Origin of the sequence: Pseudarthrobacter sulfonivorans (genome assembly GCF_014712225.1) — a bacterium.
GTDB classification, from domain to species: domain Bacteria; phylum Actinomycetota; class Actinomycetes; order Actinomycetales; family Micrococcaceae; genus Arthrobacter; species Arthrobacter sulfonivorans.
Genome location: NZ_JACXBW010000022.1, coordinates 40762 through 56442 on the forward strand (window position 1 = coordinate 40762; position 15681 = coordinate 56442).

Annotated in this window: 14 protein-coding genes; 5 read left to right on the top strand and 9 right to left on the bottom strand. The window is 65.2% G+C overall.

Annotation, left to right across the window (positions count from 1 at the left end; all coding sequences use genetic code 11):
• Nucleotides 1-40 precede the first annotated feature (40 nt).
• From IAQ70_RS20645 to IAQ70_RS20665, 5 genes are all read right to left on the bottom strand, one after another.
• The gene (locus IAQ70_RS20645) at nt 41-1759 is read right to left on the bottom strand and encodes an ABC transporter family substrate-binding protein (RefSeq protein ID WP_190991790.1); all 1719 of its coding nucleotides are present in this window, start codon (nt 1757-1759) and stop codon (nt 41-43) included.
• Between the two features lie 49 nt (nt 1760-1808).
• Entirely contained in the window at nt 1809-4046 is a 2238-nt protein-coding gene (locus IAQ70_RS20650) for a dipeptide ABC transporter ATP-binding protein (RefSeq protein WP_190991792.1), read from the bottom strand.
• Nucleotides 4043-5017 (bottom strand): ABC transporter permease, encoded by a 975-nt coding sequence (locus IAQ70_RS20655; protein WP_190991794.1) that lies wholly within the window; start codon nt 5015-5017, stop codon nt 4043-4045. The genes IAQ70_RS20650 and IAQ70_RS20655 overlap by 4 nt, the downstream gene beginning before the upstream one ends.
• Nucleotides 5018-5020: 3 nt before the next feature.
• Nucleotides 5021-6004: an ABC transporter permease gene (locus tag IAQ70_RS20660; protein WP_190991796.1), complete on the bottom strand. Its 984-nt coding sequence runs from the start codon at nt 6002-6004 to the stop codon at nt 5021-5023.
• A gap of 363 nt (nt 6005-6367) precedes the next feature.
• On the bottom strand, nt 6368-6976 hold the full coding sequence (locus IAQ70_RS20665; protein WP_407682607.1) for a TetR/AcrR family transcriptional regulator: 609 nt from the start codon (nt 6974-6976) through the stop codon (nt 6368-6370).
• Nucleotides 6977-7086: 110 nt separating this feature from the next.
• On the opposite strand from IAQ70_RS20665, the gene IAQ70_RS20670 reads away from it, so the two are divergent.
• From IAQ70_RS20670 to IAQ70_RS20690, 5 genes are all read left to right on the top strand, one after another.
• Nucleotides 7087-7656 (top strand): NAD(P)H-dependent oxidoreductase, encoded by a 570-nt coding sequence (locus tag IAQ70_RS20670; protein ID WP_190991800.1) that lies wholly within the window; start codon nt 7087-7089, stop codon nt 7654-7656.
• A 282-nt stretch (nt 7657-7938) separates the two neighbouring features.
• Nucleotides 7939-8772: a GerMN domain-containing protein gene (locus IAQ70_RS22940; RefSeq protein WP_223860466.1), complete on the top strand. Its 834-nt coding sequence runs from the start codon at nt 7939-7941 to the stop codon at nt 8770-8772.
• A 65-nt stretch (nt 8773-8837) separates the two neighbouring features.
• Complete coding sequence (locus IAQ70_RS20680) at nt 8838-10142, top strand: aminotransferase-like domain-containing protein (RefSeq protein WP_190991802.1); 1305 nt, start codon at nt 8838-8840, stop codon at nt 10140-10142.
• A 52-nt stretch (nt 10143-10194) separates the two neighbouring features.
• Nucleotides 10195-10623 carry a universal stress protein gene (locus tag IAQ70_RS20685; protein WP_190991804.1) on the top strand — a complete coding sequence of 143 codons (429 nt, stop codon included), beginning with the start codon at nt 10195-10197 and terminating at the stop codon, nt 10621-10623.
• 154 nt (nt 10624-10777) lie between these two features.
• Nucleotides 10778-11125: a hypothetical protein gene (locus tag IAQ70_RS20690; RefSeq protein WP_190991806.1), complete on the top strand. Its 348-nt coding sequence runs from the start codon at nt 10778-10780 to the stop codon at nt 11123-11125.
• 36 nt (nt 11126-11161) lie between these two features.
• Here the strand turns inward: IAQ70_RS20690 and IAQ70_RS20695 are convergent, their stop codons facing one another.
• The 4 genes from IAQ70_RS20695 to pdhA are packed head-to-tail and all read right to left on the bottom strand — an operon-like array spanning nt 11162 to nt 15594.
• Nucleotides 11162-11791: a phosphatase PAP2 family protein gene (locus tag IAQ70_RS20695; protein ID WP_190991808.1), complete on the bottom strand. Its 630-nt coding sequence runs from the start codon at nt 11789-11791 to the stop codon at nt 11162-11164.
• Nucleotides 11784-13286 carry a dihydrolipoamide acetyltransferase family protein gene (locus tag IAQ70_RS20700; protein WP_190991810.1) on the bottom strand — a complete coding sequence of 501 codons (1503 nt, stop codon included), beginning with the start codon at nt 13284-13286 and terminating at the stop codon, nt 11784-11786. Before IAQ70_RS20700 ends, IAQ70_RS20695 begins: the two co-directional genes overlap by 8 nt.
• A 50-nt stretch (nt 13287-13336) precedes the next feature.
• On the bottom strand, nt 13337-14317 hold the full coding sequence (locus IAQ70_RS20705; RefSeq protein ID WP_190991812.1) for an alpha-ketoacid dehydrogenase subunit beta: 981 nt from the start codon (nt 14315-14317) through the stop codon (nt 13337-13339).
• Nucleotides 14317-15594 carry a pyruvate dehydrogenase (acetyl-transferring) E1 component subunit alpha gene (gene pdhA / locus IAQ70_RS20710; protein WP_223860467.1) on the bottom strand — a complete coding sequence of 426 codons (1278 nt, stop codon included), beginning with the start codon at nt 15592-15594 and terminating at the stop codon, nt 14317-14319. The genes IAQ70_RS20705 and pdhA overlap by 1 nt, the downstream gene beginning before the upstream one ends.
• Between the last annotated feature and the right edge of the window lie 87 nt (nt 15595-15681).

The following is a 15681-nucleotide window of genomic DNA, read 5'->3' on the forward strand; positions in this document are numbered from 1 at the left end:
GAAAAACCCGCAGTAAGTGAGAGAGCGTTACAGGGAAGTGTTACTTCTTTTCCCAGCCGAGGGTGCTCCAGTCCGGAACCTGGGACAGGCTCTGGAACAGGGACGGGCCGTAGTTGGCCAGGCCGGTGCGGACGAAGGAGATCTGCGGGCCGTTCATCACCACACCCATGGAGAAGTACTTCGCCATGTGCTCCTTCTCCACGTCCATCGCTGCCTTGTTGCGTGCGGCGTTGTCCTCGATGGAGGCGAGGTCGGCGATCTTCTTGTCCAGTTCCGCGTCGCCCAGGCCGTTCTCGTTGACCTTGGAGTCGTAGTACTGCTTGACGGCGTCGGTTGCATCCGGGCCAACTGTGTAGCCAGAGACGCTGATGTCGAACTCGCGTGAGCCCAGGACTTTACCGAAGTCAGCGGAGGCGCGCTGGTCGATTCCCACATCCATGCCGCCGGCTTTGAGCTGGTTCTGGAGGGTCTGCGTGAAGGCCAGCGTGGTGGGATCGTCGCCGAAGTTGCTGATCTTGAAGGCTGCGGGCTTGCCGTCCTTCTCCATAACGCCGCTTGCGTTCGCGGTGTAGCCGGCGTCGGTGAGGACCTTCTTGGCGGCGTCCGGGCCGGTTTCCTTGACGGGGTAGTTGTCCTGGTAGTAGTCGGAGAAGGGCAACAGCATCATGGAACCGGAGCTGGGCTCCTCCCAGTTCAGGCCGTTGAACCGCACCTTGCGGAGGGCCTCACGGTCGACGGCCGCGAAGATCGCCTTGCGGACGGCCACATCCGAAATTCGCTGCGCGTTGATGTTCATGCCACCGGCGAAGAGCCGCTGGCCGCGGCGGACCTCAGAGTTGGTGCTGCCCTCAAGCTGCTTGTAGAGCGCGATGGTGTTCGCGGACATGGCATCGATCTCGCTGTTCTTGAAGGCCGCGATCTGTGCGCTGGTCTCGAGCTGGCGGAAGACGACCTTTTCCAGGACCGGCTTGGCGCCCCACCACTTGTCGTTGGGAACCAGGGAAACGGTCTTGGCCGCGGTGTCGTACTGCTCCACCTTGAAGGGACCGGCCATCCACTCCGGATGCATTTCACCCACGAAACCTTCGTTGAAGAGTGCCGGGGTGTTCACTGCGGGGTGGAGGAGGCCAAAGAAGAGGGCGTCCAACGGGTATACCGGCTGCTTGAGCTTGACGATCACTTCCTTGGCGCTGCTGCCGGCCTCTACTGACTCAACAAATTCGTAGGCACCGGAGCTGACAATGTCGTATCCGGCATCCGGGCTCTTCAGGGCGTTCCACGTGTTCTGGAAGGCCTTGACATCAATGGGGGTGCCGTCGTTGAAGGTGGCCTTCTCATTGACCTTGATGGTGATGGTCTGTTTGCCGTCCTTGACCTCGCTCTCCACGGATTCGCAGAAGTCCTTGTTAGGGGTGGCCTTGCCCTCGAAATTGAGTTTCCAGCAGCCGCCGATGCCGCCACCGGTCACGGCGACGGGGTTGATCGCAGCCATCAGCGCGGAGTTGTCCGAGTTGTTGCCGTTGTTGGAGAAGCCGTTGAAGTCCGGCCCAATGCTGCCCAGCGGCAGGGTGACCGTGCCGCCCTGCCCAAGATCCGCGGCTGGCTTTTCGTTGATGCTGATGAGCTTGGACAGATCGCTGCCCGATTCCTGCCCCTTGGCCGTTTCCGGGCCGGTGGGAGTACCCCCACCGCCACAGGCCGTCAGCGTCAAAGCTGCAGCTATTGCCGCGGCTCCGCCGATCCTGGTCAGATTCCTCATTGTTTTCCCTTCATAGGTGCGGGTGATGCTTGTGATGCGTATGTAAAACCTAGGGTCCATGGGGGTCCGCCGTCTCGTGGACCACCAGCATGTCCTCGTCCAGTTCGCCGTCCGGGAAGAAGCAAGCGAACTGCTGGTCGAGGGCAGCCGTGGGGCCGGCTTCCAGGGCTTGCACTGCCGGAGACGGCAGGACAGCTTCGAGCGGCGGCTCAAGGGTAAGGCACTTTTCCTGCTTCGCCGCCGGAAGCGCAGCGAAGACGGGGCACCGGGTGGCAAAGTTGCAGCCCTTGGGGGCATCCAGCGGGGACGGGAGATCGCCCTTGAGGATGATCCGCTCCCTGGTTCGCTCGAACTGCGGGTCCGGAACGGGGATGGCAGACAGCAGCGCCCGGGTGTACGGGTGGCGGGGATTGCCAAAGACCCGGTCCACCTCGCCGATTTCCACAATCTTTCCGAGGTACATCACTGCCACCCGGTTGGAGATGTGCCGGACCACCGAGAGATCGTGCGCCACCATGAGGTAGCTGAGGCCGAGTTCGGCGCGGAGCTTGTCCAGCAGGTTGATGACACCGGCCTGCACGGAAACGTCCAGCGCGGACACGGGTTCGTCCAGGACCACCAGTTTCGGGTTCACGGCGAGGGCCCGGGCTATGCCCACACGCTGGCGTTGGCCACCGGAGAACTGGTTGGGGAAGCGGTTGACGTGATCGGGCTGCAGCCCCACGAGCTTCATCAGTTCCATGATGCGCTTCCTGATGGCCTGTTTATCCATGCCCGCGTTCTGGAGCGGTTCGGACAGGACCTCATAAACCGTGAAGCGGGGATCCAGTGCCCCCGTGGGGTCCTGGAAGACCATCTGCATTTCCCTGCGCATGGCGCCCTTGGCTTTGGCATCGACGGCCTGCTTGTTGCTGATCCCGCCGATGACCACCTCGCCGTCCTGGTCCTTGTGGAACTCCATGATTTCCAGGAGGGTGGTGGTTTTCCCGGAGCCGGATTCCCCCACGATGGAGAAGCACTCCCCTTCCCGGATGTCGAAGCTCAGACCGTCCACAGCTTTGACGGTGCCGATGCGCCGCTTGAGGAGGGCGCCCTTGGTCAGCGGGAAGTGCTTCCGGACGTCCTTGAGTTCCAGGACAGTCGAGCGTTCGCCGCGCGGGACGGCGTCAAACCGGGAGACGGGAACCGGCGGCGCCGAGAAGATCTCAAGGACGTTGACATCTCCGCCTAGTTCTTCGGACCTAATGCAGGCCGCCTTGTGCGCGGCCCCACCGTCGGCCGGCAGCAGCGGCGGTTCGCCGGCCAGGCAGGCGTCGGTCACCAGCGGGCACCGCGGGGCGAAGGAGCAGCCAGTGGGGGTATGGAGCAGGTTGGGCGGGATGCCGTCGATCGGTACCAGCGAGGATTTCTCCGCGACGTCAACCCTGGGGACAGCCCCGAGCAGGCCCATGGTGTAGGGCATCCGGGGGTTGTAGTAGATGTCGTCCACGCTGCCGGTTTCCACCGGCTTTCCCGCGTACATGACCATGATGTCATCGGCGATTCCCGCCACCACGCCAAGATCGTGCGTGATCATCACGACGGCGGCACCGGTCTCCTCCTGCGCTGTATGCAGCACCTCGAGCACCTGGGCCTGGATGGTGACGTCCAGGGCCGTCGTCGGCTCATCCGCGATCAGCACGCGCGGGTTGTTGGCGATGGCGATGGCGATCATCACGCGCTGGCGCATGCCGCCGGAGAACTCGTGCGGGAAGGCCTTGAGCCGGTTCTTCGGGCTGGGGATGCCCACCATGGCCAGCAGTTCGACGGCGCGGGCCTCCTTTGCCGGTTTGCTCATGCCGGGGTTGTGGATGGTGAGGGCCTCGGTGATCTGGGCTCCCACCGTGTACACCGGGGTCAGGGAGGACAGCGGGTCCTGGAACACCATGGCGATGTCGTTGCCGCGGTAAGCGCACATGGCCTTGTCGCTAAGGCCCAGCAGTTCCTGGCCCTTGAGCCGGACCGAGCCGGAGATCTCCGCCGTGGACGGCAGCAGGCCCATGATGGCCAGTGACGTGACCGACTTGCCGGAACCGGACTCTCCCACGATTCCCAGGGTCTTGCCGGGCATCAGGTCGAAGTCAACGCCGCGGACAGCGTGCACTGAGCCGTTTTCGGAGTTAAAGCTGACGTAGAGGTCCCGGACGGACAGCACAGCGTCCGACGGCGAGTGAAGGCCTGCGATGTGCAGCCGCTCGGCTGTTGCGCCGGAAGGGTCAGCCGGCCCGATGGTGGTTTCGTTGCTCATTTGCCGGTCCTCTGTCCGCTCTTCTTTTTTGCCCGGCCAACGGAACTGGAGCTGGGGTCGAAGGCGTCACGCAGGCCGTCGTTCATCATCGCCAGGGACCCCGTGAGCAGGAACATCACCGTCAACGGCACCCAGAACATCCAGGGAAAGGTCTGGACCTGGGACGTGGCCCCGCCGATCAGCACGCCCAGGCTGACATCGGGAAGCTTGATGCCGATGCCGATGAACGAGAAGGCCACCTCCGCGAGAATGGCCCCGGTGACGCCGCGCGTGACGTCCAGGACAAGCAGCGAACCGATGTTTGGAACCAGGTGCCGCCAGACGATCCTGCGTGGCGGGACGCCCATGTACTGGGCGGCTTTGACGAAGTCACGCTGCATGAGCGACATGGACAGCGAGCGGATCAGCCTGGCCGTGCCCATCCAGCTGAAAACCAGCAGCACGATGATCAGCAGGAGCCAGCTGGGGAGGTTCTTCTTCAGCGTGTCCCCACCGCCGCTGGTGGCAACTGCCACCACCAGCAGGGCCGGCATCATGATGAGCGCTTCCAGGACAAAAAGCATCACTTTGTCCACTTTCCCGCCGAAGTAAGCCATGGTGCAGCCGTACACGGCAGCGATCAGGACCGACACGAGGCCCACGATCAGTCCGATGAGGATGGAGATGCGGGTCCCCTCAACGGTCATGGCATAAAGATCGATCCCTGCCTGGGAGGTGCCCAGGAAGTGGTCCCCAGAGGGCGGCATGCCAATGTTGAAGGGGTCGATGGTTTCTTTGTTCCAGGGCGTGAAAAAGCCGCCGACGAAGGAAAAAAGGGTCAGGGCCAGGAAGATCGCAAGGCCCGCGACCGCCGTCTTGTTCCGCATAAAGCGGCGGAAGATGATGGTGGATTTGGCGATTACCGCGTCGGCACTCTCCAGGTGGGCGTCCTGTGCGACGGCTGCCGCATCAACGGTATTGAGGTTGGTCAATGGCTATTGCACCCGCACTCTCGGGTCGACAAGCGTGGTGGCGAAGTCCGCGAGGATGGCGCCGATGGCGAAGATGACCGAGCCGTAGGCCAGGGTGGCGGTTGCGGCGTTGACGTCCTGCAGCGAGATGGCGTCGATGCTCCACGAGCCCACGCCGGGCCAGGCAAAGATCTTCTCCGCGAAGAAGCCGCCGGCGAAAATGGCCGGGATGGTGAAGGCGATGCTTTGGGCCACGGGGATGAAGGAGACCCGGAGGGCGTGCCGGGAAATGGCCTGGTTGCGGGTCAGCCCCTTGGCACGGGCCGTGCGGACGAAGTCCGCGTTGACGTTGTCCAGCAGGTACTGCCGCTGCGCGATCTGGTACGAACCCCACCCCACCAGTGTGATGGCAATGGTAGGCACCGCGTAGTGCGCCAGCATGTCCACGAACTGTGCCCATCCCGCTGCCATGCCGGGCGTGGAGATGCCGGTGACGAAGAAGATGCGCTTACCGACGGTCTCGTTGATGTTGATGGCGCCGAGCTGCACCAGGAAGTACGCGATGGGTGCAGGCACGATGTAGGCGAGGTAGCTGTAGGAGGTGATCACCCGGTCCTGGAACTTGTATTGGCGGGCCGCCGAGTAAACACCGAGGGCAACGCCGATGACCAGCGTCAGGATGATGGCGGCGAGGAACAACCTGGTGGAGATCCATACGCGTTCGCCGAACTCAGCGTTAATGAACGCGCCGTTGGGGCTGCGTCCCCAATCCCAGCGCGTGACGATCGCGGTGAGCCACTCAACGTAGCGTTCCCATGGACTGAGATCCGGGTCCAGCCCTTTCAGGCGCATGGAATTGGCAACCTGCTCGGGCGTGGGGCGCGGAATCCGCTCCTGTTCCAACAGGGCCGGCTTGAGGGAACTGACCGCCAGGAAGTATCCGGCCGAAGTGGTCAGGAAGATCATAAAAACGTAAGTGATGCCTCGTTTGGCAAGGTACCGGAGCATGTGGCGCCTAATTCAGGGTCGAGGACGCCGCCTGGACTGCGCAAGAACACCCGAGGGGATAGCCCCGGGTTGGCAACGGAGTATTTGCCTTGACTGCATCCATGTTCCAGATCCTTCCGATTTCCCGGCTACCCCGCGGGTCTCGCGGCTTCCAGGTGTCCACCAGCGAACCGCTGGCCTCCAGCGACCAAGCAGGCATGCCCGGATAGTGGACTATGTTGCGGGTCACATTCCAGAGGAAACTACCACATAGATGAAGCGGGAAAGCCGCCAATTCCCGGAAACCGCCGGCCCCGTATCAGATCGTTATGAAGAATTCAGGGGAAGCGATTTGACTGGACGATGACGGCGCTTGTAGCTATGCTATCGGCCGCTGACAACCCGCGTGACAAGTTCACGCCACGTGGACGTGAGCCGCTCGGTGGTGAAACCCTGCACCCGCACGGCATGGAGCAACCGTTCAGGGTCAAGGGTGGAGATCAGCGTCATGGCCATCAGTAGAGGGTCCGCCTCCATGCCCTCTTCCCGCAGCAGGATTTCGACGTGGCGCTGCCACAGCAGTGCCGCGGGGACCTCATACCTGCTCTGCGCAGAACTCTCGGCGGCACGCACCAGATCCCCGTGCTCCAGCACGTACGCGATCCGCGCCGAGCCAAAGGCGATCAGCCGCTCCAGTCCGGGAGCCCCGGGGCCAAGCGGCGGCGGACCAAACATAAACCGGGCCTGGAAAGCAGCTTCGGAATCGCTGAGCAAGGTAATCATCAGGCCGGTACGGCTGCCGAACCGGCGGAAGACGGTTCCCTTGCCCACCCCGGCCCGCCCGGCCAGCCTGTCCATGGTGAGGGAGTCCACCCCGCATTCAGCGATCAGTTCGCGCGCTGCCTCCAGCAGGCGCTCCCGGTTCCGCGCCGCATCGCTCCGCTCAGCGACGGGGGCGGCAAGAGAACCGGGCAGCAATGGGATGTAACTCACAGTCCACATCCTAGCCGCTGGGAATATTAATCGGACCGCGGTCCGTTTAGCTTCCAGAGGCAACAAAGCCCTTCCACCGGCCGAGCCCCGGCCCGAATACAGGAGTTCGTATGTCAAAGAGCACCGTTCTTACCCTTGTTGGCAGCCTGCGCGCCGAATCCACCAACCAGAAGCTGGCGGAAGCCATCCAGCTGAACGCTCCCGAGCAGGTTGACGTTGTCATCCACGAAAGCCTGGGCAACATCCCGTTCTACAACGAGGACATCGACGTCGAGGGCCAGGTCCCCGCTGCCGCCGCCGCCCTTCGCGCCGCCGCGAACGAAGCCGACACCCTCCTGCTGGTGACCCCGGAGTACAACGGCACCCTGCCCGCAGCCCTGAAGAACGCCATTGACTGGCTGTCCCGCCCCTACGGCGCCGGCGCCCTCACCGGCAAGCCCACCGCCGTCGTGGGTTCCGCCTTCGGCCAGTTCGGCGGCGTCTGGGCCCAGGACGAAGCCCGCAAGGCCGTCGGCATCGCCGGCGCCCAGGTCCTCGAGGACGCCAAGCTCGCCGTTCCCGGATCCCTGGTCCGTTTCGCCGAACTGCACCCGAAGGACGACGCCGAGGTTGTTGAGCAGATCAAGGGCGTCTTCGACGCGATCACCGCAGCCCAGCCGGCAGCCCAGCCCGCAGCGTAAGGCTACCGCTGGCACGAGCCGGCGATGATGCCACCTCGATGCCCCGGACACTGCAAGGTGTCCGGGGCATCGGCCTGCCTGAAGCGATTTTGTTACCGCACCGGCCTCCTCAGGCCCCTGCGTGACCAACTCTTGGCCCAACCGGTACCGGACGGGCATTCTCAAGGCCCGGAGACCGCCGTACCGTTAATTGCACGATTCAGCGGTTAGCTGCATGCGGTGCTGCATGCCGCGCAGCGGCCAACTGCACGGCATGCAGGGTGATGGGAACGCGGCGGGGACATGGCAGGCAGGTGGAGGGCCGGAGGGATTGCGGTGGCGACGGCGGCGCTGACGCTACCGCTTTGGCTCGGTTCCTGCACTCCCGGCTCCGCTCCTTCCGGCAGTGGCGCCCCCGCCGGGGCCACCGCGATCGAACCGACGGAGACCCCCGGAACAGTTCCGGTCCCGGCCCCCCAGCCGCAGGCACCTCCGCCCGCGGCAGCGCCGGCTGAGGCCGGGACTGCCGCGCCCGCCGCGCAACAGACCCCGACGCAACAGTCCCCCACACCCGCCGCCAGTGCGGGAGCCCCGGAAACCGGCAGCAGGACCGCTCCGGTGCCCGGCGCAGGACCGGGAGCGAACGCCTCCATCGTGCCAAGGCCGTCGCCTGCACCTGAGGCCTCCGCGCCGCCGCCGCCCACGCCATCCGGCCGTCCGCCTGCCCAGCAGGCCACCACCCGGCCGGTCACGGCCTACTACGTACTGCTTGACGACGGCGGCGCGAGGGGTGTGCGCTTTGGCTGCAATGACAGCCTCGCCGGGGTCCGCCGCTCCACTCCCGGACCGGCCGACCCGCTGCCCGCCGCCATGAACGCCCTGCTGGACGGATCCGCAGAGCCTGCGCCCGGACTGTACAACGCGTTGTCGGCCTCGACGCTGACGTTCCTGTCCGGTTCGTTCGATGGCCACACCGTTACCGTCTACCTCTCCGGCGCGCTCCGGCCGGGCGGCGTGTGCGACATCCCCCGGGTCGAGGCCCAGCTCACGCAGACCGCCCTGGCGTCTGTCGGCGCCATCCGCGCGGATGTCTACGTCAATGGCGTGGGACTGGCCGATGCCCTCAGCCTCAAGTGACGCCGTCGGCTGTACAGATCAACAGATGTTGCCTTGTTGGCAACCCGCGGCTGTATCCTGAGGGTGTGACCCACGAAACGCTTGACGCTGCAGCAGCGCCGCTCCCAGCAGAAGCCATCGACGCCATCGAGCGGGCGGCCACGTCCGCGCACCGCTCGGCCCATCCGCACGAGGCCCTCTTTTCCGAGCGCGCCGCCAACATTAAGCAATCAGCCGTCCGCGACGTCTTCGACATCTCGCTGCGCCCGGGGCTGGTGTCCCTCGCCGGGGGCAGCCCCTACCTGCAGTCCCTCCCCCTGGAACGCCTGGCGGCGACTGCTGCCAACATCATCGCCAAGGACGGCCTGACCGCCCTGCAGTACGGCGGCGGCCAGGGCACCGAAGAACTGCGCACCCAGATCTGCGAGGTCATGGCCGCCGAAGGAATCGTGGACGCCCTCCCGCAGAACGTGGTGATTACCGCGGGCTCCCAGTCAGCCCAGGACGTGGCCACCAAGGTCTTCTGCAATCCCGGGGACGTGGTGCTGGTGGAGAACCCCACATACGTGGGAGCCCTCAATACCTTCGAGGCGTACCAAGTGGAGGTCGCCACCGTTGAGATGGACGACGACGGCCTGGTGCCTGAGCTGTTGGAAGCCAGGATCGCAGCGCTCCAGACCGCCGGGAAGAGCGTCAAGCTCCTCTACACCATTCCGAACTTCAACAACCCCTCCGGAATCACCTTGGCCGCGGAACGCAGGCAGCAGATCGTAGATATATGCCGAAAGGCGAATATTCTGGTGCTTGAAGACAACCCGTACGGGCTCCTCCGTTACAAGGGCCGGCCGCTGGCGCCCCTCCGCGCAGCCAACCCGGCCGACGTGATCTACCTGGGATCCTTTTCCAAGATCTTTGCCCCCGGCCTGCGCATCGGCTGGGCCCTGGTGCCCGAACACCTCCAGCGGCGTTACTACCTGGCCTCGGAGTCCGTCACCTTGTGCCCGCCTGCGCTCAACCAGATGCTGGTGTCCGCCTATCTGCGGGACTACGACTGGAAGGGCCAGATCGAAACTTACCGGGGGCTCTACGCAGAACGGTGTGCCGCGATGCTGGCTGCCCTCGAAACCCACATGCCCGCCGGTGCCAGCTGGACCAGTCCCGAGGGCGGCTTCTTCGTGTGGGTCACTCTGCCGGAAGGGGTGGACACCTACCCCTTGCTGAAGCAGGCTATCGATGCCGGCGTCGTTTTTATCCCGGGCGCCGCGTTCACTCCGTCCGATCAACCCTCCAACAAGCTGCGGCTGGCTTTCAGCGCAGTCCCTCCGGCCGCCATTGGCGAGGGCGTGCGGCGGCTGGCCGGGGTACTGCGCGAAAGTCTCGCGGCGTTGTAACGTTGGCCGGACTGAGTACGGCAAACTTCATCTCTAGCAAGGAGCGCAAAGCATGAGCGGAATTATCGTTGTGGGTGTTGACGGCAGCGGAACTGCCAAGAAGGCCGCCGAATCGGCCCGGGACCTGGCCGCCGCCACCGGAGCCTCGCTGCACGTGGTCTCAGCCTTCGACAGCGACCGCACCGAAGTGTTCGGATCCGGCAGCGACCGGTGGATCGTTTCTGACGCCGACGGGGCCGAGCACGTGGCCAGAACGGTGGCCGAGTCCCTCGCCGGCAGCGTGAAGGTCACCTACTCCGCCGCCCGCGGCAAGCCGGCCGAGGCCCTGATCAACGAAGCCGAACGGCTGGGCGCCCGGATGATCGTGGTGGGAAACCGCCGGATGCGCGGCATCGGCCGCGTGCTCGGCAGCGTTGCCAACAGCGTGGCGCACAACGCAACCTGCGACGTCTACATCGCCAATACGTACGACGCCGACTGACAGGCGGCCGGACACCATGCACCGTCCTGAGTGGCGCGTGCATGGTGTCCGTTCTCACCCCTTTTAGGCCAGATCCGGCCAGTGCCGGGCGATAAAATGGAAGTGCCCTCAACGGAGCGGACAATCACTCTCCACTTCAGCAAAAGGGGCCCCCTTGCTTACTCTTCAGCGCCGCCAACTTGTTGGCCACGACATCCTCCTCGCCCGCCACGGCAACCACATCTGCTCCATGCGGGTTGACCGCGGCAACGGCCGGGTCATTGCGCTCCTGGATGACGGCTCCGTGGACAGCGCACCCAACCTCATCGCACCGGACCTTCGCCTGCCGGACACCATCCGCAGCGTCATGCGCGAGGACTGGACGTTCTTTGCCAGCATCACAACGGTCGCCGTGATCCTCGGCGGCCTGCTTTTCGGAACGTCCGCCGCCCTGACCGGCACGTGGGGCGGGAGCCCCGAAATGGTCGAAATGCTCACGGCTTACTCCGCGTACGCGTACTGACGGAGGCGCGGGTGGCTGCGGCTTTGGGTGGCCGCGCTAGAGGAGCCAGCCCCGCAGGAGCATCCACAGGCCTGCCATCACCAGACCGCCGAAGAGGGAACCCGCCACCACCTGCGCGAGCGTGTGGGCCCGCAGGACCACCCTGGACCAGCCGACGGCGGGAATGAGCGCCAGCAGCGGCAGCCACTCCGGACCGAGCATAAGCACGGAGATAACTGCCGCCGACGACACTGCCGCCGCGTGCCCGCTGATCTTCCAGAACGGGCTGACGGCGGCCAGCACAACGATGCCTGCCACGATGCCGAGCACCATCACCACTACGCTGCGCGGCGACCCCACAGCAGCCAACACCGCCAGCCCGGCGATGACGGAGGCCAGCGCCATGAGCAGCACGGGCGCCCGCTGGCGGCGGTCACTGACGTGATGGTCAGTGACCTTGCCCAGCCGCACGAGGATGAGAAGCAGAAACAGGGGCAGCACACAGACAAAGAGGGCAGCCAGTGCTCCGTAGCCCATGGTCCCCGGGAATCCCGGCTCGATCACGGGGCTGATGAGTAATTGCAGCGTCACCACGACCGGCGGCTGGAACGCCTCGGTCAGCCACCTGGCGGCCCGGTTTTTTGCACGGATCGCTGCCGGGTCCGCAGCTCTGGAATCCCTAGTCAAGTAGGAGCGCCGGCTCCTCGAGGATCGCGGCGACGTCGGCCATGAAGCGGGCGGACAGGTCGCCGTCAACCACCCTGTGGTCGAAGGAGCCGCCCAACGTGGTGATCCAGCGCGGAATGACCTCGCCGTCCAGCACCCAGGGCTTCTGCTTGATGGTTCCGAAAGCCACGATGGCCACTTCACCGGGGTTGATGATGGGCGTTCCGGTGTCGATTCCCAGCGCACCAATGTTGGTGATGGTGAGCGTGCCACCCTGCATCTCGGCGGGCCGGGTCTTGCCGGCGCGGGCCGTGGTGGCCAGGTTGTTCAGTGCCAGTGCCAGCTCTTTGAGCGAGAGATCCTGTGCGTCCTTGATGTTCGGCACCATGAGCCCCCGTGGCGTGGCCGCAGCGATGCCCAGGTTCATGTAGTGCTTGACCTGGATTTCGGCGGCGTCCGTCCCGCCCACGTTGTCCACCCACGTGGCGTTGACGCTGGGGTTCCGGGCCGCGGCCCAGATGACGGCTTTGGCCAGGATCAGCAGCGGCGAAACCTTGATGCCCTCGAAGTCGCGTGAGGCCTTGAGCCGCTTGACGAATTCCATGGTGCGGCTGGCGTCGACGTCAACGAAGATGCTCACATGCGGAGCCGAGAACGCCGACTCCACCATGGCCTTGGCCGTCGCCTTGCGGACGCCCTTGACGGGAATGCGTTCTATCCGCTGGCCCTGCGGCTTGCCCGCCTTGCCCCAGAAACCGTCGGCTTTGTCATGTTCGGCGTCACGCTGGGCCTGGTAGCTGACAAGGTCCTCGCGCGTCACTTCGCCGCGGAAGCCGGTGGCCACCACGTCGGCGAGATCGATGCCCAGGTCGCGGGCGATTTTGCGCACCGGCGGCTTGGCCAGGACCCGGTTCACCAGGCCGGTGATGGTTCCGCCGAGGGTGGGCCGGGTATCAACGACGCCGGTCTGGCCCGGAGCCTGGTTGTCAGTGCCTGCCGCACTCTCCTGCCGCCCCGCGAAGACTTCGGCCAGCGTGTGGGGCTGCACAGGCTCGATCTCCGGGGCGTTCACCGACACGGCAGCGGCCGGAGCCGCTTTCCGGGGGCGGCGCTTGACGGCGTCCGCCTTCGGACCCGATCCCACCAGCGGACCGCCGGCCGGGGCACCACCGGACGTGTCGGCGTCGTCCGCTGGAAGCTTGCCGTACAGCGGCTGGACCGGTGCGGCCGGTGCGGCCGGAGCGGGGACGTCGGCCGGTGTGGGGTCACCGGAGACGGCATCCGAGACGCTGATGATGGCGGTGCCGACGTCGATGGTCACGCCTTCCGGGACCAGCAGTTCGGTGACGGTGCCGGCAAAAGGGGACGGCAGTTCAACGAGTGACTTGGCGGTTTCAATCTCGCACAGGACGTCGTTGACGGCCACAGTGTCCCCGGGCTTGACCTTCCAGGCGACGATTTCCGCCTCGGTGAGACCTTCGCCCACATCGGGCAGGTTGAACTTGTTGAGAGTCATGGTGTCCTCTTTTGCGACGAGTTTTGCGGCGAACGCAAGCGGCCGGGCGCCTAGTAGGCCAAGGCGCGGTCCAGCGCCTCGAGGATTCGGTCGATGCCGGGAAGGTAGTCTTCTTCGACCTTAGCCACGGGGTACGGCATGTGGAAGCCGCCGACGCGGATCACGGGAGCCTCCAGCGAAAGGAAGGCACGCTCGCTGATCCGGGCTGCGATCTCGCCGCCGATGCCGCCGAAGGTCGGCGCCTCGTGGGCCACTACGAGGCGGCCGGTTTTCTTGGCGGAGGCGGTGACGGTGTCGAAGTCGATCGGGGAAATGGAGCGCAGGTCGATGACCTCGATGCTGTGACCGTCCTCAGCGGCAGCGTCAGCCGCGGCAAGAGCCACCGGCACCAGCGGTCCGTACGCAACAACAGTGGCGTCGGTGCCCTCGCGCAACACGTGGGCCTTGAACGGATCGGCCGACGCGCCCGGAGATTCGGTATCAACTTCACCTTTGAGCCAGTAGCGCCGCTTGGGCTCGAAGAAGATGACCGGGTCCTGGCACTCGACGGCCTGCCGGATCATCCAGTAGGCGTCATGGGCGTTCGACGGCGTGATGATCCGCAGGCCTGCCGTGTGGGCGAAGAGCGCCTCCGGCGACTCCGAATGGTGCTCAATTGAACCAATGCCGCCGCCGTAGGGGATGCGGACCACCACGGGAACTGTGAGGTTTCCGTTGCTCCGGGCGTGCATCTTGGCCAGCTGGGTGGTGATCTGGTTGAAGCCGGGGAACACGAAGCCGTCAAACTGGATCTCACACACGGGCTGGTAACCGCGCAGGGCCAGGCCGATGGCAGTGCCGATAATGCCGGACTCGGCCAGGGGCGTGTCCACCACCCGGTCCGCGCCGAACTCCGCGAGGAGACCGTCAGTGACGCGGTAAACGCCGCCCAGCGCCCCGATGTCCTCGCCCATGAGCAGCGAACGGGGGTTGTTGTCCAGAGTGGCGCGCAGGCCTTCGTTGATGGCCTTCGCTATGGTCATAGTGGTCATCAGCGGGCCACTCCTGTCGCTGCTTCATCGTCTTGCGTGCCTGCGGACCCGGGTCCGCCGGCGTGTGCTTCGTCAGTGAACCCGGCACTGTACTCCTCGAACCAGGCCAGCTCCTCCGCCACCAGCGGATGGGCCTCCACATAAGTGTTGGCGAAGGCCGTCCGGATGTCCGGGGTCTCGAGGTCGTGCGTTGTTTTGCGGACATAGGTGGCAAGTTCGTCGCCGTCCGCTTTGACCTGCGCGAAGAAGGCGTCGTCCGCCAGCCCCTGGGCGCGGAGGTATTTCTCCAGGCGGTCGAGCGGATCTTTGGCCCGCCAGAGGGTTTCCTCGGACGATTCCCGATACTTCGTGGGGTCATCGGCCGTCGTGTGGGCGCCGACCCGGTACGTAAACGCCTCGATCAGCACCGGCCCGTGGCCCTCCCGGGCCCGTTCCAGGGCCCATTCGGTAACGGCATGGACGGCGATGACATCATTGCCGTCCACGCGGATGCCCGGGAAACCGTAGCCCTTGGCCCGGTTGGACAGCGGAATGCGCGTCTGCACACTGCTGGGCACCGAGATGGCCCAGTGGTTGTTCTGGCAGAAGAACACCACCGGCGCATCGTAGGAGGAGGCGAACACCATGGATTCGTGGACGTCGCCTTCCGAACTGGCGCCGTCGCCGAAATACACCATGACTGCAGCTTTGGGCTCGGCCGGGCGGTCGGTCCCCTCCGCGGCCGCCGCGGCTGCGAGTTTTTGGTCCCGCTGGATTCCCATGGCATAGCCGACGGCGTGCGGCGTCTGCGCGGCGAGGACGAGCGTGTAGAGGTGGAAATTGGTGTCTTTGGGGTTCCAGCCACCGTTGGAGACGCCGCGGAACTGGCGGAGGAGTTCGGCGAGGTCCACGTTGCGCGTCAGGGCCACTCCGTGTTCGCGGTACGTGGGGAAGATGTAGTCCTGCGGCTGGCTGGCACGTCCCGAGCCGATCTGCGCGGCTTCCTGGCCCGTGAGCGGGACCCAGAGTGCCAACTGGCCCTGGCGTTGCAGCGCCGTTGCCTCGACATCAAAGCGGCGGATCTTGGCCATGTCGGCGTAAAAGCCCCGGAGCTGCTCCGCGTCCAGCCGGTCCGCGTACGCCGAGTAGACCGGGTCGGTACCCAGCGTCCCGTCAGGCGCAAGCAGTTGCACCATAGGCACGGCGGGGCCGCCCAGGCGCGCCTCGGCCTCGGCCTCAAGCCGGTCGTCTACCGCTGTTCCGTCGAACTCGGTGGAGGGCAAATGTGTGGCGCCCATACCGTCTCCTTGCTTGCCGCATGCGGATGCGTTGCAATGTCGCTGGGATATATGCCACTTGCGGAATGCATTCCGCGTCCGGCATAT